Raw genomic sequence first — 18,829 nt, 5'->3', positions numbered from 1 at the left:
CGTCATGGGCGCACGGTTCAGGCCGTCAGCTGGCGGTCTTCTTCCGCGGGGATATCGTCATCGGCGGCAGGCCGGGGCCGGGGCTGCAGCTTGCCGCCGGGGCGGGGCTTGCGGTTGCGCAGGGGACGCTGGGGCCGGGCGCTGCCGCGCGCGGCGCGACGGTCGGCGGGCGCGTCGGGCAGGGCCGCCGTGGGGCGCGTGGCCATGTCACGCGGGCTCTTGGCACGGGGCGGCATGTCCCTGATGTGCACGTCCATCTGCGGGAAGGCGATTTCGATGTTGTTCTTGCGGAACAGCTGGTCGATCTCGAACAGCAGCTCCGAGGCCGTCTTGACGCTGACATCGTAGTCCCGCACCCAGAAACGCAGGGTGAAGTCCAGGGTGCTGGCGCCGAAGTTGGAGAACAGCACCACCGGCGCGGGATATTTGAGGATATCGCTGTGGCTGTTGGCCACGGAGGCCAGCAGCTTCATGACCAGGCCGGTGTCGCTGCCGTAGGCCACGCCCACCACCACATCACGGCGCACCGTGCGGCTGTTGCGCGTCCAGTTGATGAGGCGTGTGGACACGAATTCGGAGTTGGGCACATAGATGACGGCGTTGTCATAGGTCTCCACGATGGTGGCGCGCACGCTGATCTTGCGCACGCGGCCGGTGGTGGTGCCCACTTCCACCACGTCGCCCACCTGCATGGTGCGGCTGAAGATGAGAATCAGGCCGGAGAGGAAGTTGTTGATGATGGTCTGCATGCCGAAACCGATACCGACGGACAGACCACCGGCGACCATGGCCAGGTTGCTCAGCTCCATGCCCAGCGAGCGCAGGGTGAACAGGCCGAAGAAGGCCCACAGGGCGTAGGTAAAGGCCGTCTGCAGGGGCTGGATGAGCGTGGGGTCGATGCGCAGGCCGCGGCTGGGCATGCGGGAAAGGAAGAGCGTGCCCATGCGCACGGCGGTACGGGTCAGGAAGAAGACGCTGATGATGAGCAGCACCTGCACCATGTTGAAGCGCGTCTCGCCCACGTTGACGCCCTGGAGCACGAAATCCTGCAGCAGGGAAAGGCCGCCGGGCAGGGTGCAGACCCACAGGGACATGCCGCCGATGGCCAGCAGCAGGATGACCGGCGCGGCCAGGGCCAGCATGAGGCTGGAGAAGGCCGCCGAGCCGCCCTCGTCGGGCAGCTGGTCGTTATAGCGGTTGATGGCCGACATGCTGGCCACGCTGATCTGCAGGGCCAGCGAGCAGGAGACGTAGAACAGGTACAGGCCCATGCTGAAGATGTGCAGGCCCATGATGGCCAGCACCAGGGTCACCCAGAAGATGAAGGCGCTGCCCGACAGGATGGTGGACTCGAGCTGGGTGCTGGCCTTCAGGCTGTGGCTCCTGGCCCGCCACAGGCGGTGCAGGAGCATGAGCACCACCCAGGCGATGAGGGTCACCACCGGCGGCAGGGGCAGATAGATCAGGATGTAGGAAAGCAGGGTCAGTGGGATGAGCTGCCACAGGGGGTTGTTGACGGCGGCCTTGTCCGGGTGCTGCAAACGGCGCAGGTCCCAGGCCAGGAAGACCTCGCCGATGATGATGCTCAGGTTGCCCAGGGCCAGGAAACAGCGGAACACATCGCCGTGAGCGGACAGCGACGAGGCCAGCAGGGACAGGCCCAGGCCTATCCAGGGCAGGCTCACATGGAACATGTGGCGGCCCACCTCGCCGTGGGTCTCGGCATTGCGCCAGCGGCGGTAGAGCACCATGCCGGTGAACAGCACCAGCAGGAGGCAGATGGTGAAGCGCAGGCCGGCCGTATGCCAGTCGTCGGCGCTGACGGGGATCTCCACGGGCAGGCGCAGCTGGATGCCCTGCCAGACATACTGCAGGCGTTTGGGCACGGTCTCCCAGGTCTCGAGGCTGAGATAGGGCACCGGGCCCTGCAGGTAGTAGTCCCGCCACAGCTGGGGCAGCATGGTGGCGATGTCCTTTTGCGCCTTTTTCAGGTCGGCCATCATGTCCTGGGTGGGCGAGAGCACGGAATCATAGCGCTTGATGACCTCTTCCAGGCTTTTCTGGGCCTTGGTGACCTGACGCGAGTAGTCGCGGATCTCGGCGTTGGGGGGCAGGTCCTTGGCCTCGGGCAGGCTCTCGGCCAGGTGGTTGACGCGCTCCAGCAGGGAATTGACGCTGTTGCGGGCCAGCAGCACGGGGTCGATGACCTGCTGCATCTGCTGCACCGTGAAGGAGATGCGGCGGTCCAGGGCCTCCAGCGGGTTGGGCCAGTTCTTGAACGTGTTGATGAGCAGGAGCAGGCGACGGGCCTCTTCGGTGATGGGCCGTGCCTGCTTGGACATGGTCTCCGCCTGCTTGTTGATGTCGCGCACCAGGCCGCGCGTGCTGCTGTTGATGTCGTCCAGCATGTCTTTCTGGCCGGCCCAGATGTTTTCCAGCGGGTCCACCGTGGGCGCCGCGTCGGCCTCGGCGGGGACGCCGGAAGCGGCTTTCTTGTCCTGGGCCTTGTCAGTCTTCCTGGCATCGGCCTTGTCGTCGTTTTTCTGGGGCGTCGCGTCGGCCAGGGCGCAGGCCGGGCCCAGGAGGGGGGCCGTCCCCCGGCAGGCGTCCCCGGAGGGAACGGGCGCGAGGCTGAAGACGGCCAGCAGCATGAGGACAGGCAGGGAACGGAGCAGACAGCGATACATGGTCCACCTCAGGGAAGAGCCCCCGGCCGCGAGGGGACAGGGGCGTCGTTGCATTGGAAAGCCAGCAATAGCGCAAGATGTGACGCTTGAAAAGAGCCCTCTCCTGTAAACAGCGCGGTCTTCCCGCCCGGGGGCGGCCAGGGGCCGCCTTTACAAGCCCTGCCGTGCCCGGCATAGTGGACGCATGTGCCAGAGCATGTCCTCCTCCCCCGTTGTCCCGGCCTCCGCCCCCGGGGTGCCCGTCGCCCTGCAACGCCTTGCTCCCGACGACCGCAGCGCCGTGGCGCAGGCCCTGCCCCGCCTCCTTGACCGGGCGGGCCTGGCCTCGTCCTTTTCCCTGCGTTCGGCCCATGTGCTGGTCAAGCCCAATCTGCTGACAGCCACGCCCCTGGCCTGCACCAGCCCCGTGGTGGTGGCCGCCGTCTGCCGCTGGCTGCTGGATCAGGGGGCCCGCGTGCGGGTGGGGGATTCGCCCGGTTTCGGCACGGCCACGGCCGTGGCCCGGCAGACGGGACTGGCAGAGGCCCTGCGGCCGCTGGGCCTGCGGGTGGAAGCCCTGTCCGCTCCCCGCCCCCTGGAGCTGCCCCTGCGCCGGGGCGGGCCTGTGGTCTTCGGGGTGGCCCGGGCCGCGCTGGAAAGCGACGTCATCTTTTCCCTGCCCCGGGTCAAGGCCCATTCCCAGATGCGCCTGACCCTGGCGGTCAAGAACCTGTTCGGCTGCGTCTGCGGCCTGCGCAAGGCCCTCATCCATACGCGGCAGGGGCAGGATCCCGACTTTTTCGCCGACTGCATCGCCGCCCTCTGGGCCGGTCTGCCGCCGGTGGCCGCCGTGGCCGACGGTCTGACCGCCATGCATGTGACGGGCCCCAGCAGGGGGCGGCCCTTCCCCCTGGGCCTGCTGGGGGCCAGCCCCTCGGCCGTGGCCCTGGACGAGGCCCTGTGCGCGGTGCTGGGCCTGCCCCTGTCCGGCACGCCCCTGGGCGCGGCCCTGGAGCGTCGCGAAGCCGCGGGGTGCCGCCGTGCGGGCTGGCGGCCCGACTATGTGCTGGCCCGGCCCGAAGATTTCGACGGGACGGGCTTCATCGTGCCGGACGAGCTGATGCATACCTCGTTCCGGCCCTGGCGCCTGTTCAAGAGTTGTCTGCGCCGCCTGTGGCTGGCGCGCCGGAAGTAATGAAAGCTGCTCCCCCGCGGGGAGCGAGGAGTTGACCATGCCTGTGATCCTGCCGGGCCAGACAGACATCTATGCCCTGACCGATGCCCGCCTTTCCTGCGGCCGCACGCTGGAGACCGTGGTCTCCGCCCTGCTGGGCGCCGGGGTCAAGATCATCCAGTATCGTGAAAAACACATGAAATCCGGCGAGATGCTGGAAGAATGCCGCCTGATGCGCCGTCTGACCCGTGAGGCCGGGGCCTGCTTCATCGTGGACGACCATGTGGACCTTGCCATCCTGGCCGAAGCCGACGGCGTGCACATCGGGCAGGAAGATTTTCCGCTGCCCGCGGTGCGCCAGCTGGTGGGCCCCAAGATGTGCATCGGCCTGTCCACCCACAGCCCGGAACAGGCCAGGGCCGCCGTGGCCGTGGGCGCCGACTACATCGGCGTGGGGCCCATCTTCGCCACCAGGACCAAGGAAGACGTGGTGGCCCCGGTGGGCTTCGAGTACCTGGACTGGGTGGCCGCCCACATCAGCATCCCCTTCGTGGCCATCGGCGGCATCAAGGAACACAACATCGCTGACGTGGCCCGGCACGGGGCCCGCTGCTGCGCCCTGGTCTCCGAACTGGTGGGCGCCCCCGACATCGCCGCCAGGGTGCGGGCCGTGCGCGCCGCCATGCATCAGGGGATGGAGGATATGATCTCTTGAGGGACGGGGGGGACCCCTCGTCTGGCGCGAGAGGGGCCCCCGCCCCTCAAACTCTCCGCCCCTCCCCAGCGCGCTTTATCCTGTCTTTCTTTCAGCGAGGAGATGTATGGATAATCCGTGGCTTCTTCTTCCAGCGGCACAGCCTTTCGTCGTGCAGGCCGATGCGGCGGTGGTCGCGGCATTCAACCGGAAATATGCCGGGACTCCTTATGCGCTGCACACCGAATTGCCCCCAGAACCCTTTTCAGGCCGTCTGGATGCGCCTGTCGTCCTTCTGGATTTCCATCCTGGCTACAGTGGAAACGATGCGGCCATCATGCCTGGGAATGAAGAATTTTCGTTAAGCATGAAAAAAACGCGCGAGTTCATTGTGCAAGAATATCCGTTCTACCATTTGAATCCATGCTTTGAGGCCGGAAATGACGGATACGGATACTGGGTAAAGAAAATCAAAGAAGTAGTAAAAGCTGGATTCTCTTTAAAAGTTTGTTCCAATTCTTTTCTTCTTTTGCAGTTATATCCGTATAAATCAAAATAATGTGACAGGTGTCGGCTATTTCCTTCATTTGCCTTTACACGGCATATCCTGCTCGCTGCCATGCAAAGAAGGGCATTGGTCGTTCAGCTCAGGAGCCGGAAAAAATGGGAAGATGCCGTCCCGGAACTGGAGACGTATCCGCATCGGATACATGGTCATAGTCCGAGGCAGGCGACGCTCAGTCCCGGGAATCTGGGCAGTGAAGGCTGGAGGCTTCTGCTCTCTGCCCTCGATGCAGGATGATCGAAAAAAAGAAGAGGCGGCCGTCATATGACGGCCGCCTCTTCTTTTTCAACTATATGATGGGAATAAAGCGCGTTCGGGGAAGGACACCGTTATGCGCGAGCCGGCGACCGAATGGCGGCCGCTGGCCGTGCCGGTTGGCGACGCAGGAGCCTTGCGGGCATCAACAGCGACGCAAGACGGCCTTCCTTCCAGCAACGTCTGATGGCAGGCCTTAATCGAAACTCCTGGCCCAGCGCAGGATATGGGCGTGCAGCAGGCGCACGGCCTGGAGGAAGCGGGGGCCGCGGCCCTGGTAGTGCTGGCAGAGCTGGTGCCAGAAAAAGGCCATGCTGGCCAGTTCCGGGCAGGACTGCATGCGCTGGAGGATGGTCATGCACAGGGGGTGGCCCGTGGGATCGAAGCTCTCCGGCAGGGGGGCGCATTCCTGCAGCAGGGTCTGGAGCAGGTGGGCGCACTGGCTCAGGGATTTGCCCACGCGGGCCGCGAATTGGCTGGAATAGTTGGGGCAGGCCATGCTCAGGGGCACGTGGGTCAGGGGCGTGGGCTCCGTGGCGCCGGAGGTCAGGTCATCCAGGATGCGCCGCCAGTAGACGCGCTGCTGGCAGAGCCAGAGGGTGCGGTCATCGGCCTTGTGGTCGGACAGGCAGGTGGTGGTGATGAAGCCGCGCGAGTCGGTGGCCGTCTGCCAGATGCGGGCCTCGCGGCAGGCCGAGGTGGTGATGCCTTCGCTCCACTGGCCGCTGGTGAGCTTGGCCAGCACCAGGTCGGCCACGATGGAGGCGCTGATGTGATGGCGGCATTTCTCGCCCAGGACGCAGTCATGGTCATGCGGGCAGGGATGGCAGGGCAGGGTCGGCTCCAGGCAGCAGCTGCCGGGCAGATAGGGGCCGGTATCGCAGGGCTGGGCCGTGGCCAGGAAGATGGCGAGCAGGGGCAGGCCCAGACCGGCCGCCAGATGCATGGTGCCGGTATTGTTGGTGACCAGCATGGCCATCTCGCGCAGGACGGCGCCCAGTTCGAAGATATTGGTCTGCCCCACCACGTCCACGAAGGGCGTGCCGGTGAGGCGGGCGTATTCATCGGCCAGGGGGCGTTCCGAGGCCTCTCCCAGCAGGACGGGGCAGATGCCCTCTTCCTGCCAGATGCGCTTGCCCAGTTCCACAAAATGGCTCACGGGCCACTGGCGGCGCTTTTCGCTGGCGCCCAGCTGCATGCCGATGAAGCCGTGCCGGATCACCGGCGCGTGGGCCAGCAGGCGGCGGGCCGTCTCGCGGGCCTCGGTGCCCAGTTCGCTGAGCAGGCCGGAGCCGGGCTGGGAGAGCAGCTCGCCGGAAAGGCCGCCCAGCAGGGGCGCGCCGGTCATGCGGAACATGTCGGCCAGGTTGAAGGGCGCGTTGCTCTGGCGCAGTTCGGCGGCATGGAGGAAAGCGGGCCAGAGGCCGTCCACGCGCGGGCGGCCCTTGTGGTCCAGGCCGAAGCCCAGCACGGCCTCGGGCGCGGGGGCCAGGGTCGTGGCCAGCAGACGGGCGGACATGCTGGGCGTCAGATTGATGATGTGGTCGGCCTGCACGTCGGCGCGCAGGGCCCGGGCCCAGGCCTGCAGCTCGTGGCGGGTGGCATCGGCCTGTTCGGGGCTGACCAGACGGTCGGGCACCGTGAGCAGGGGGCTGGCGAATTGCAGCAGGCCCTCGGTGTCCGCGTATTTTTCCAGACAGAGCAGCGTGGTGCCGCGCCCGGCCCTGTGCAGGTCGTGCAGCAGGGGCTGGCTGAGCAGCAGGTCCCCGAAGCGGTTCAGATTGATGACAAGAGCATCCAGACGCATGACAGTTTCCTTGCGGAGGGTGAAGATTCCCGTGGTGCGGGGCACGCTGACGGGGGGAGCTTTCTAGCAGAAGCGGGCGCGGACGTCCAGACGGGGGCGGGGCCCGGAAAGGGGCACGGCGCGCACGGCAGGCGGCAGGGGAGGGAAGGCGCCGGGCAGGCCATGCCCGCCGGAGCCCTGCCGTCCCCGGCCGGGACGCGCTCTGCCCTGCCGGTCAGGGGCGGCCTGCCGCCACGGCCGGACACGGGAAAAGGGCCCTTCCCCGTCTGGGACCGGGGCGGGCCGCTGCCGTCCGTCCTGCGGCTGCGCGGAGTTGCCCGCAGATTGCCGCGTTGGAAAAAAACGAAAAGCGCCCGTCCTGCGGCTGCGCGGAGCTGCCGCCGGACTGCGCAGGCTCCGGCTCAGGGGCGCCGCTCGGCCTGCGGCTGCGCCGGGGCCTGTTCCCGGGGAGCCGTGCTGAAGGGCGAGGTGATCTCCCTGGCCAGCAGGCTCACGAAGAGGGCCGGGACGCCGGAATCCACATTGAACTCGCGCCGGGCCAGCAGGCCCGTGCGCATCTGGCTGCTGCCGCGGGCATTGCGGCTGCCCACGTTCTGGAGCATGAAGCGCTTGGGGCGTTTGTCGCTGGGGACGCGGCGCTGCACCAGAAGGATGTCCGAAAGGACAAGGGTCGCGCCCTTGCCGGAAAGGTCCGACGGTGCCCCGTAGCCCCCCTCGACGAGGGCGCGGGCCGTGGCGGCGTCGGTGATGCCGGCTTCCAGCACGCTGGCCTGGATGATGAAACCGGCCTGGCTGGGGTTGTCGGTGATGGCGTACTGTTCGGCACGCAGCAGGCGTTCCACTTCGGCGCGCAGGCCGAAGACATGGCGGCTCTGGTCGCGGACGCTGACATAGACCACAGGGGTGGTGTCATCGTCGGCCGGGGCCAGGGAGCCCTGGCGCAGGACCTGGATGTCGGTGGGGGCGGGCTGCCGGTGCTGGCAGGCGGGAAGCAGCAGCACGAGCAGCGCGAGGAGGAGAAAGAGCGTTTTTTTCATGCGTCTCCGGGACGGCGACAGGGCTTGCGGCCCCCGGGGTGCGGGTCGGGCGCTGTACAGCGGCAGGGACAGGGGAGACCGGCGTGCCCGGGCCCGGGCACGATACTGTCACCGAGGCCAGCCCTATACCGCAGAAATCACAGGCATGTCCAGCAGGGCGGCCATCACAGGACCCTGATCGAGTCCAGGATGGCCCGGCACAGGGCGTCTTCCAGTCCGGCGAAGGCCTCTTCCCTGCTGCGGGGATCGCCGCGGCTGGTCACGGCAACGGCGTGCAGGCCGTCCTTGTCGGGGATGCGGCGGGCGGCCATGCCCACGGCGGCTTCCAGGGCCCAGCTGGTGGAGCTGTCGCCCGCATCGTGCAGGGTGGCGCCCACGCCCACCGTGGCCCCGATGCCCGCGCCCACGATGGCGCCGCCGCGGCCGTCCACCAGACCGCCCAGCAGCACGCCCAGCATGGTGCCCGTGCCCACGTTGCCCAGGGTGCGCCCGGCGCTCACCCGGCTGCCGTCGCTGGTGGCCCAGACATCGCGTATCTCCACCAGGATCACCAGATCGGCGTCCCCGGCGTCCGGGGCAGGGTTCAGGCCCCGTTCGCTCTGCAGGTAGGCCGTGAGCATGGAGTGCAGGTCTTCCGTCATGCTCTTGCCGTTCTCGATGGTGACGAAGACCCTGTCGCCCCGCTCCAGGGTGACGGCGGGCAGGGGCGCGCCGGGCTCCGGCGCCGGTCTGGCCTCGTGCGAGGCGCAGGCCCCCAGGGCCAGGGACAGCAGCAGGAGGAAAAGCAGGCTCAGGATGCGGTGCGGGTGCATGGCGGCTCCTTGAGGGGATGGAGGATCCCGGTCTTTATATGTTGTAGCCCAGTCCGGCAGCCCTGTCCAGACGGCGGAAAAGGGACTTCCGAAGCCCGTACGGCGCCGGAGCGGGCTTGACGTGGCTGCATTTTGCCGTATCCTCCGCGCACACGGCAGGCCCGCGGCTGCCTGCCGCTGATCCGGCGGCCCGGCTCTTCCTCCGCGTCCTTTCCCTTTCCCGGGCGGCCTTCTGGCAGCATAAACGGTTCGCAGGACCGTCTTTTTTTCACTCAACTCCGCCACTGCCCCGGCAGTCGGATGGACAAGGGACATCATGGGCAAGCAGCTGATCATCGTGGAATCGCCGGCCAAGGTGAAGACCATCAAAAAATTTCTGGGACCGCAGTACATGGTGCAGGCCAGCGTGGGCCATGTGCGCGACCTGCCGTCCAGCAGTCTGGGCGTGGACGAAGCCAACGATTTTGCTCCCCAGTACGAGGTCATCGACAACAAGAAGAACGTGGTCAGCGAGCTGCGCAGCGCCGCGGCCAAGGCCGATACCGTCTATCTGGCCCCCGACCCGGACCGCGAAGGGGAGGCCATCGCCTGGCATGTGGCGGAGCTGATCCGCGACAAGGCCAAGGACATCAAGCGCATCCAGTTCAACGAGATCACCGCCCGCGCCGTCAAGGAGGCCCTGGCCCATCCGCGCGAGCTCAACCAGCATCTTTTCGATGCCCAGCAGGCCCGGCGCGTGCTGGACCGTCTGGTGGGCTACAAGATCTCGCCCCTGCTCTGGAAGACCATCAAGCGCGGCATCTCCGCCGGGCGCGTGCAGTCCGTGGCCCTGCGCCTCATCGTGGACCGCGAGGCCGAGCGGGCCGCCTTCAAGCCGGAAGAATACTGGCTGTTCAAGGCCCTGCTGGGCGCCGGGGTGCCGCCCTCCGTGCGGGCGGAGCTGGCGCGCATCGGCGGCAAGAAGGCCGTGATCCGCAATGCCGGGGAGGCCGATGCCCTGGAGGCCGAGCTCAGGGGCCAGCCCTTCGTGGTGGAGAGCGTGGAGCAGAAGGAGCGCGAGCGTGCGCCGCAGCCGCCCTTCATCACCTCCACCCTGCAGCAGGCCGCCAACCAGCGCCTTTCCTACACGGCCAAGCGCACCATGAACATCGCCCAGCGCCTCTACGAAGGCGTGGAGATGGAGGACGGCAGCATCACGGCCCTCATCACCTACATGCGTACCGACTCCACCCGCATCGCCGACGAGGCCCGGCAGGCGGCGCATGACTTCATCCAGCGCGAGTTCGGCAACGATTACCTGCCGGCCAGGAAGCGCGTCTACAAGACCAAGAGCGGCGCGCAGGACGCCCACGAAGCCATCCGGCCCGTGGACGTGAACATCACGCCCGAGATGGTCAAGGCGGCCCTGCCCCCGGACCAGTACAACCTGTACCGCCTGATCTGGTCGCGCTTCGTGGCCTCGCAGATGGCCGGGGCGCGCTTCCACGACACCACGGTGACCGTGGCCTGCGGCCGTACCCAGTGGAAGGCCAGGGGCGAGCGTATGCTCTTTCCCGGTTTCCTGGCCGTGCTGCCCCGGGGCAAGGACGAGGGCGATGCCGAACTGCCGCCCCTGGCGGCCGGACAGACCCTGCAGCTGGAGAAGCTGGACAAGGAGCAGAAGTTCACCCAGCCCCCGGCCCGCTACAGCGAAGCCAGCCTGGTGCGCGAGCTGGAAGAGCTGGGCATCGGCCGTCCTTCCACCTACGCCAGCATCATCTCCACCCTGCAGGACCGCGAATATGTGAGCCTGCAGGACCGCCACTTCATCCCCACGGATCTGGGGCGCGTGGTCTGCGAGCAGCTGGTGCAGCACTTCCCGCGCCTCATGGACGTGGGCTTCACGGCCGAGATGGAAAGCCTGCTGGACAAGGTGGCCGACGGCGACCAGCAGTGGGTGGATCTGATGCGTGCCTTTGCCGCGGACTTCAACCCCACGCTGGCGGCCGCCGCCAGGAACATGCAGAGCGTCAAGGGCGGCCTGCCCACGGATCTGGCCTGCCCCGACTGCGGCAAGCCCCTGATGATCAAATTCGGCAAGGCCGGGCCCTTTTTGGCGTGCAGCGGCTATCCCGACTGCCGCTTCACCAGCAATTTCCAGCGCACCGAGGACGGACGTCTGGAGATGGTGGCCCCGCAGAAGCCCGAACTGGAGAAGGTGGGCGAGTGCCCGCGCTGCGGCAAGGACCTGGTCATCAAGCACGCCCGTACGGGCAGCCGCTTCATCGCCTGCACGGGCTACCCGGACTGCAACTATACCGCGCCCGTGGCCACGGGCGTCATGTGTCCGCGCTGCGGCGAAGGCCGCATGGTGGAGAAGAGCACCAAGCGCGGCAAGATCTTCTATTCCTGCGACCGTTACCCGCAATGTGATTTCGCCCTGTGGGACAAACCCGTGCCCGGCCCCTGCCCGCGCTGCGCTTCCTCCTACCTGGTGGAGAAGCGCGGCCGCGACGGCAGCGTCAAGATCATGTGCCCCACCAAGGGCTGCGGCTATGTGAAAGGAGGCGACGATGGACAGGATGCCTAAAGCGCCGGCCTCGCCGGTGCTGGTGAGCGCCCCGGTGGATGGCCTGGGCGTACCGCTGAATCTGGAGGCCCGTGCGGCCCGGCTGCTGGACGAAGGGCAGGCCGTGGTCCTGCTGACCGTGGTGGAACGGGAAGGCTCGGCCCCGCGTGCCGCCGGTACCCGCGCCCTGCTGACCGCCGCCGGTCTGGAAGGCACCGTGGGCGGCGGCCTGCTGGAGGCCCGCGCCGTGGAGGCGGCCAATGTCTGCCTGAGGGAAGGGCGCTCCGCCCGTGTGCGCTGCGACCTCACCGGCCTCGGCCCCGACAGCGACATGATCTGCGGCGGCAGCATGGATCTGCTCTGTGAATATCTGGCGCCTGCGCAGGCGCCCCTGTTCCGTGCGGCGGACGCGGCCCTGAAAGCCGGGCTGACCGGCATCTGGCTGCTGGACGTGAGCCGGGCCGACGCGCCCGTGCGCGACCTGTATCTGGATGCCCTGCCCGAAGGCCAGCCCCTGGTGGCGGGCCTGCACGCGGGCGCGGAGGCCGTGCGGCCCCTGCTGGCCGGGCGCAAGGGCCGTCCCGGTCTGGTGCGGGAAGGCCTTGTGGAACGTTATGTGGAGGCCCTGGACGCGCCGCCGGTGCTGCTGCTCTGCGGCGGCGGCCATGTGTCGCTGGAGACGGCCCGGCTGGCCCATGCGGCCGGTTTTGTGGTGGACGTGGTGGACGACCGCGCGGAGTTCGCCGATCCCCGGCGCTTCCCTATGGCCCGGCGCTGCCTGGCCCTGCCGGCCTTCGCGGATCTGGCGGCCCGCTGCGGCATCGGCCGGCACCATTATGTGGCCATCATGACCCGCGGCCACAGCTTCGACCGTGAGGTCCTGGCCCAGGCCCTGGAAACGGAGGCCTTTTATATTGGTATGATCGGCAGCAGCAGCAAAAAAGCCTCGGTGTACAGGGCGCTGCGTGCGCAGGGCGTCAGCGATGCGGCCCTGGCAAGGGTCTGCTGCCCCATCGGTCTGGGCATCGGCGCCGACACGCCGCAGCAGATCGCCGTCTCCGTGGTGGCCGAACTCATGGCCGCCAGGGCCGGCACGCTGGGGGCGCTTCGGGCGGCCCGTTGAGGCCGCGGAGGTCCCTAAAAAAGTGCTTTAAAAAAATATCAAATTATTCCAATTAGTTACAAGAAAAAAGTACGGCTTGCTAAGCTATTGGAATAACAGGATTTTTCTTTATCGAGCTTTAAGAGCAAGATAAGCCTGCATTTCTTGACGCATTTTGCAAAAAATGTTTAGCAGGGGATTCAAAGCCCGCTCGCTTTGCGGGCGGGCTTTTCCACGTATCGGCAGTTCGCTGCTGTCCCAGGAGTAAGATATCATGACCGGAAAACAGACCATTCTGGCAACGCTGCTGTTGCTCCTCTGTTTCAGCCTTGCGGCATGCAAGGATGATGGTGCCCAAAAGGGCCAGATGCCCGCCCCGCCTGTGGGCGTCTTCCAGGTGGAAGCCAAGGACGTGCCCTGGCCGGCCGAATTCCAGGCCCAGGCCTCCGGCTCCCGCTCCGTCGAAGTGCGCGCCCGTGTGCAGGGCATCATCGAGAAGCGTCTGTACCGCGAAGGCGAGTTCGTCAAGGCCGGCCAGATCATGTTCCAGATCGAGCGTGACCAGTACGAGGCCGCCGTCCAGCAGGCCGAGGCCCAGTACGACAGCGCCAAGCGCGAATGGAACCGTGTGCGCCCCCTGTTTGCCAAGAACGCTGTTTCCCAGAAGGACCGCGACAACGCCAAGGCCGCCTATGACAACGCCAGGGCCGCCCTGCGTGCCGCCAGGATCAATCTGGACTACTGCCAGGTGGTGGCCCCCGTGTCCGGTTACAGCTCCAAGGAAAGCTTCACGCCCGGCAACCTGGTCAGCAACAACTCCCTGCTGACCTATGTGGACCAGACCGATCCCATGTACATCGACTTTTCCATCGCCGCGCCGCAGCACATGCGCCGCCAGCAGCTGGCCGCCCAGGGCCGCCTGCGCTTCCCCGAAGGCAATGTCTACAAGGCCCGGCTGCGCCTGCTGGACGGCAGCATGTACCAGGGCGAAGGCCAGGTGGACTTCATCGACAGCCGCGTGCAGCCCGAGACCGGCGTGGTGCAGGCCCGTGCCTCTTTCGTCAACAGCGACGGCCAGATCATGCCCGGCCAGTATGTGCGCATCTTCATGGACGGCGACGTGCTGGTCAATGCCGTGCTCATCCCCCAGAAGGCCGTGCTCATCACCCAGAAGGGCTCCTTCGTCATGACCCTGGACAAGGACAATGTGGTCGGCACCCAGAAGGTGGAGGTCAGCGAGACCATCGGCGACATGTATCTGGTGGATTCCGGCCTCAAGGGCGGGGAACGCATCATCTGTGAAGGCATGATCAAGGCCCGCCCCGGCGCCAAGGTCAGCATCATGGGTGACGGCCAGGCCCAGCAGGGGCAGGCCGCCCAGAAGAGCGCTCAGAAGTAGGTGATGGTCCATGGCAGCTTCGGCAAAACCAAATATCTTCCTGCGCAGACCGATCCTTTCGTCGGTCATCTCCATCGTGATCACCCTGGTGGGCGCGCTGGCCATGAAGGCCCTGCCCATCGCCCAGTATCCTGAACTGGTGCCGCCCACGGTCAACGTGACGGCCTTCTATCCCGGCGCCTCGGCCGAGACCATCGCCAGCACCGTGCTGGCCCCCCTGGAAGTGAACATCAACGGCGTGGAAAACATGCTCTACATGACGTCCACGGCCTCCTCGGGATCCGGCCAGGGCTCCATCAACGTCTATTTCAGTCTGGGCTCCGACCCGGACATGGCCCTGGTCAACGTCAACAACAAGGTCAACCTGGCCCAGACCACCCTGCCCGAGACCGTGCGCCTGCAGGGCGTGCAGGTGACCAAGCGTTCGCCGGCCATGCTGCAGGTCATCGCCCTGTACTCGCCTGACGGCCGTTATGACGCCGTGTACCTGCACAACTACATGCAGGTGAACGTGGCCGACGAACTCAAGCGCGTGCCCGGCGTGGGCGACGTGACCGTGTTCGGCTACATGGACTATTCCATGCGCATCTGGCTCGTCCCGGACAAGCTGGCCAAGTACGGCGTCACCGTGGGCGAGGTCTCGGCGGCCATCCAGGAACAGAACTCGCAGTTCTCGCCCGGCCGTCTGGGCGACGCGCCCATGCCCGACACGGCCCAGCTTTCCTGGCAGATCGACACCAAGGGCCGTCTGGCCACGCCCGAGGAGTTCGGCGAGATCATCATCCGCACCGGCGAGGACAGCGCCATGCTGCGCCTCAAGGACGTGGCCCGCATCGAGATGGGCGGCAAGGACTACAGCGTCAGCAGCGAATACAACGGCATGGTGGCCCGCGGCATGGGCATCTATCTGCTGCCCGGCGCCAATGCCATCGCCACCGGCAACGCCGTCACCGCCCGCCTCAAGGAGCTGGAAAAGAACTTCCCCGAAGGCGTGGCCTACAAGGTCATCGTGGACACCAACGAATTCGTCATGGAATCCATCAACGAGGTGATCCATACCCTGGTGGAAGCCATGATCCTGGTGTTCATCGTGGTCTTCGTCTTCCTGCAGAGCTGGCGCGCCACCCTCATCCCCTGCATCGCCGTGCCCGTGTCCATCATCGGTACCTTCGCGGGCATGTACGCCCTGGGCTACACCATCAACACCCTGACCCTGTTCGGCATGGTGCTGGCCATCGGTATCGTGGTGGACGACGCCATCGTGGTGCTGGAGAACGTGGAACGCATCATGAGCACCGAGCACCTGCCGCCCAAGGAAGCCACGGCCAAGGCCATGAGCGAAGTGACGGCCCCCGTTATCGCCATCGTGCTGGTGCTCTGCGCCGTGTTCATCCCCGTGTCCTTCATGGGCGGTCTGGCGGGCCAGATGTACAAGCAGTTCGCCATCACCATCTCGGTGTCCGTGGTGCTCTCGGGCATCGTGGCCCTGACGCTGACCCCGGCCCTGTGTTCCCTGCTGCTCAAGCCGCACGCGCATGACCATCAGCCGGCCAGGCCCTTCGTCATCTTCAACTACTTCTTCGGCAAGACCACGCACCGCTATGTGCGCGCGGTGCGCTTCATCAAGGACCACGGCCTCGTCTCCATGGTCCTCTTCGGCTGCATGATCGCCAGCCTGGTCTTTCTGTTCCGGGTGGTCCCCAGCGGCCTGGTGCCCAACGAAGACCAGGGCTACATCCTGGGCATGACCATCCTGGACGACGGCGCCGTGCAGAACCGCACCCGCGACGTGACCCGCGTGGTGGTGGATACCCTGCGCAAGAATCCGGTCGTGGAAACGGTCATGACCCTGAACGGCCTGGACATCACCTCCATGTCCACCAAGAGCAACTACGGCACCTTCTTTGCCGTGCTCAAGCCCTGGAGCGAGCGCAAGACGCCCGAAAGCAGCGCCGACGCCATCAGCGCCAAGGTGCTGGGCGTGACCATGATGCAGCCCGAAGCCGTGACCATCGGCTTCACGCCACCGCCCATCAGCGGCATGTCCACCACGGGCGGTTTCGAAGGCTACATCCAGATGCGCGGCGACGGCACCATCTATGACCTGGAGAACACGGCCAACGCCTTCGTGGCCGAGGCCACGTCCCGGGACGAGAACGGCCGGCCCAAATATCCGGCCATCGGGAGCCTGCGCAGCCTGTTCTCCACCGGCGCCCCGCAGCTCTACGCCAACCTGGACCGCGAGCGCTGCAAGGACATGGGCATCAGCATCAGCGATGTCTTCACGGCCATGAACGCCACCTTCGGCGCGCTCTACGTCAACGACTTCAACTACCTGGGCCGTACCTTCCAGGTGCGCCTCCAGGCCGAGGCCGATTACCGCGTGCTGCCCGAGTCCCTGCATGATGTCTATGTGCGGACCAGCAAGGGCGACATGGTGCCCCTGGACGCCATCATGACCCTGGAACGCCGCACGGCGCCCCAGACCATGGAACGCTACAACGTGTTCCCCGCCGCCCACCTCATGGGCGAACCGGCCGCCGGCTATTCTTCCGGCCAGGCCCTGGAAGCCATGGAACAGGTGGCCGCCAACATGCTGTCCAGCGATTACGGCCTGGGCTGGGTCGGTTCGGCCCTGCAGGAAAAGCTGGCCAGCGCCGATACCACCATCATCTTCGTGCTGGCGCTGGTCATGGTCTTCCTGATCCTGGCCGCCCAGTACGAAAGCTGGTCGCTGCCCCTGGCCGTGCTCACGGCCGTGCCTTTCGGCGTGTTCGGGGCCCTGGTGGCCACCTGGCTGCGCGGCCTGTCCAATGACGTGTACTTCCAGGTGGCCCTGGTCACCCTGGTGGGCCTGGCCGCCAAAAACGCCATCCTGATCGTGGAATTCGCCGTCGAGGCCTGGCGCGGCGGGCGCAGCCTGGACGTGGCCGCCATGCACGCGGCGCGCCTGCGCTTCCGTCCCATCGTCATGACCTCGCTGGCCTTCATCCTGGGCTGCGTGCCGCTGGCCATCAGTTCCGGCGCCGGTGCCAACAGCCGTCACGCCATCGGCACCGCCGTGGTGGGCGGCATGCTGGCCGCAACCTGCATCGCCACGCTCTTCGTTCCCTACTTCTTCCGCAGCATCATGCGGATCTCCCTGAAGCTGCAGGGCAAGAAGGATCCCAACGAAGGCAAGAAAAGCTTCGACGAGGAGGAGGATATATGACCCCCCTGCTGAAAGCGGGCCTGACGCTGGTGCTGTGCCTGGCCGTCACGGGCTGCTCTCTGGCCCCCGACTATAAACGTCCCGAGCAGGACATCCCCAAGGAGTGGCGTTCCGTGGATCTGGGGCCCAGTCCGCTGAACACCGACTGGTGGACCCGCTTCAATGATCCCGTGCTCAACGCCCTGGTGGAAGAAGCCCTGAAGAACAACCAGGATCTGGCGGAAAGCCTGGCCAATATCGACTCCGCCGCGGCCAAGCTGGGCGTGGGCACCAGCCAGCTCGCCCCCACGGTGAGCGGCGCCGGTGCGGCCACCTCGCAAAGCAGCTCCACCAAGGTCGCCAATTACAGCGACATAGCGGACCGCTCCTATGTCAACTATCAGGGCCAGCTCTCGGCCAGCTGGGAACTGGACTTCTGGGGCAAGTACCGCAACAACTACACCATGCTGTCGGACGTGCTGCTGAACACCGTGGTCAGCCACGAGGCCCTGCGCCTTTCCGTGGCCAGCCAGACGGCCCAGAGCTACTTTGCCCTGCTGGCCCTGGACATGCAGCTGGCCACGGCCAAGCGCACCCTGCGCACCCGCGAGGACGCCTTCGGCATCTACACCAGCCGTTACCGCCAGGGCGACATCACGGAGCTGGACTGGCAGCGTGCCCGTGCCGAAGTGGAAACGGCCCGCGCCCAGGTGCACACGTCCCTGGTGGCCGTGGACAGCGCCGAAGCCAGCCTGGCCGTGCTGCTGGGCCGCTCGCCCCGCGACATCATGAACGCCGTCATGCCGCGCGGCGGCGACATCAGCAAGCTGCCGGCCCCGCCCGTGCTGCCCGCCGGCCTGCCGTCCGAACTGCTGGAGCGCCGCCCCGACGTGCGCGCCGCCGAATACATGATCATGGCCTACAACGCCAATATCGGCGTGGCCCGCGCCGAGTTCTTCCCGTCCATCTCCCTGACGGGCATGCTGGGCACCCTCAGCGCCAGCGTGGTGAACCTGTTCAGCGGGCCCGCGGGCGCCTGGAGCTACGGTGTGACGGGCTCCATGCCGCTGCTGGACTTCGGCCGCACCTGGTACAACGTCAAGGATGCCGAGGCCCAGAAGGAAGCGGCCATCGCCGTGTACCGCAAGACGGTGCAGAACGCCTTCAAGGACGTGCGCACGTCCCTCACCTCCCAGCGCGAGGCCGACGCCATCGTGGCCGCCAGCCAGGCCCAGGTGGACAGCCTGCGCCGCGCCGTGGAGATCGCGCGCCTGCAGTACGACAACGGCTATACCGACTATCTGACCGTGCTGGATGCCGAACGCCAGCTGTTCAGCGCCGAGCTGAGCCTGGCCAATGCCCTGCGTGACCGCCTCAATGCCGTGGTCAGCGTGTGCATGGCCCTGGGCGGCGGCTGGCAGGATCCCAACGTCAAGCCGTCCTTCCCGGTGGCTGACGCGGAAGAGCTGGTCAAGATCCATGACGCCGCCGGCCAGAAGGCCTCCCAGCCCGCGGCCGCTCCTGCCAAGGAGCAGCCCGCCGCCAGGCAGTAGGCACTTCCGGTTCCGAAGATCCGCAGG

The 18,829-nt window shown here is 66.6% G+C and carries 12 protein-coding genes; 8 read left to right on the top strand and 4 right to left on the bottom strand.

What is annotated here, in order from left to right:
• Nucleotides 1–17: 17 nt before the first annotated feature.
• Nucleotides 18–2,687, bottom strand: a complete 2,670-nt coding sequence (locus tag DESPIGER_RS07780) for a mechanosensitive ion channel family protein (protein WP_072335207.1) — start codon at nucleotides 2,685–2,687, stop codon at nucleotides 18–20.
• A 196-nt stretch (nucleotides 2,688–2,883) separates the two neighbouring features.
• On the opposite strand from DESPIGER_RS07780, the gene DESPIGER_RS07775 reads away from it, so the two are divergent.
• The 3 genes from DESPIGER_RS07775 to DESPIGER_RS12915 all read left to right on the top strand — a co-directional run bounded on the left by DESPIGER_RS07775 (nucleotide 2,884) and on the right by DESPIGER_RS12915 (nucleotide 5,093).
• A complete protein-coding gene (locus DESPIGER_RS07775) occupies nucleotides 2,884–3,861 on the top strand; it encodes a DUF362 domain-containing protein (protein ID WP_072337638.1) in 978 nt (325 codons plus the stop codon).
• A gap of 37 nt (nucleotides 3,862–3,898) precedes the next feature.
• Complete coding sequence (thiE, locus tag DESPIGER_RS07770) at nucleotides 3,899–4,555, top strand: thiamine phosphate synthase (protein ID WP_072335204.1); 657 nt, start codon at nucleotides 3,899–3,901, stop codon at nucleotides 4,553–4,555.
• Between the two features lie 106 nt (nucleotides 4,556–4,661).
• The gene (locus DESPIGER_RS12915; RefSeq protein ID WP_156831659.1) at nucleotides 4,662–5,093 is read left to right on the top strand and encodes a hypothetical protein; all 432 of its coding nucleotides are present in this window, start codon (nucleotides 4,662–4,664) and stop codon (nucleotides 5,091–5,093) included.
• A 457-nt stretch (nucleotides 5,094–5,550) separates the two neighbouring features.
• Here DESPIGER_RS12915 and DESPIGER_RS07765 read toward each other — a convergent pair whose 3' ends face one another.
• The 3 genes from DESPIGER_RS07765 to DESPIGER_RS07755 all read right to left on the bottom strand — a co-directional run bounded on the left by DESPIGER_RS07765 (nucleotide 5,551) and on the right by DESPIGER_RS07755 (nucleotide 9,010).
• Entirely contained in the window at nucleotides 5,551–7,161 is a 1,611-nt protein-coding gene (locus DESPIGER_RS07765) for a glycosyltransferase family 9 protein (protein WP_072335201.1), read from the bottom strand.
• 401 nt (nucleotides 7,162–7,562) lie between these two features.
• The gene (traT, locus tag DESPIGER_RS07760; protein WP_231927545.1) at nucleotides 7,563–8,162 is read right to left on the bottom strand and encodes a complement resistance protein TraT; all 600 of its coding nucleotides are present in this window, start codon (nucleotides 8,160–8,162) and stop codon (nucleotides 7,563–7,565) included.
• 200 nt (nucleotides 8,163–8,362) lie between these two features.
• The gene (locus tag DESPIGER_RS07755; RefSeq protein ID WP_072335195.1) at nucleotides 8,363–9,010 is read right to left on the bottom strand and encodes a hypothetical protein; all 648 of its coding nucleotides are present in this window, start codon (nucleotides 9,008–9,010) and stop codon (nucleotides 8,363–8,365) included.
• A gap of 316 nt (nucleotides 9,011–9,326) precedes the next feature.
• Between DESPIGER_RS07755 and topA the strand changes: the two genes are divergently transcribed.
• The 5 genes from topA to DESPIGER_RS07730 all read left to right on the top strand — a co-directional run bounded on the left by topA (nucleotide 9,327) and on the right by DESPIGER_RS07730 (nucleotide 18,802).
• On the top strand, nucleotides 9,327–11,579 hold the full coding sequence (topA, locus tag DESPIGER_RS07750; protein ID WP_072335192.1) for a type I DNA topoisomerase: 2,253 nt from the start codon (nucleotides 9,327–9,329) through the stop codon (nucleotides 11,577–11,579).
• Nucleotides 11,563–12,681 carry an XdhC family protein gene (locus DESPIGER_RS07745; RefSeq protein ID WP_083575335.1) on the top strand — a complete coding sequence of 373 codons (1,119 nt, stop codon included), beginning with the start codon at nucleotides 11,563–11,565 and terminating at the stop codon, nucleotides 12,679–12,681. Before topA ends, DESPIGER_RS07745 begins: the two co-directional genes overlap by 17 nt.
• A gap of 253 nt (nucleotides 12,682–12,934) precedes the next feature.
• Nucleotides 12,935–14,059 (top strand): efflux RND transporter periplasmic adaptor subunit, encoded by a 1,125-nt coding sequence (locus DESPIGER_RS07740; protein WP_072335189.1) that lies wholly within the window; start codon nucleotides 12,935–12,937, stop codon nucleotides 14,057–14,059.
• 10 nt (nucleotides 14,060–14,069) lie between these two features.
• Nucleotides 14,070–17,270: an efflux RND transporter permease subunit gene (locus DESPIGER_RS07735; RefSeq protein ID WP_072335186.1), complete on the top strand. Its 3,201-nt coding sequence runs from the start codon at nucleotides 14,070–14,072 to the stop codon at nucleotides 17,268–17,270.
• Nucleotides 17,267–18,802 carry an efflux transporter outer membrane subunit gene (locus DESPIGER_RS07730; RefSeq protein ID WP_083575334.1) on the top strand — a complete coding sequence of 512 codons (1,536 nt, stop codon included), beginning with the start codon at nucleotides 17,267–17,269 and terminating at the stop codon, nucleotides 18,800–18,802. The genes DESPIGER_RS07735 and DESPIGER_RS07730 overlap by 4 nt, the downstream gene beginning before the upstream one ends.
• Nucleotides 18,803–18,829: the final 27 nt, after the last annotated feature.

Source organism: Desulfovibrio piger, from assembly GCF_900116045.1.
Classification (GTDB): Bacteria; Desulfobacterota; Desulfovibrionia; order Desulfovibrionales; family Desulfovibrionaceae; genus Desulfovibrio; species Desulfovibrio piger_A.
The sequence above is the reverse complement of the archived record's forward strand: the minus strand, read 5'-3'. Positions and strand labels throughout refer to the sequence as shown.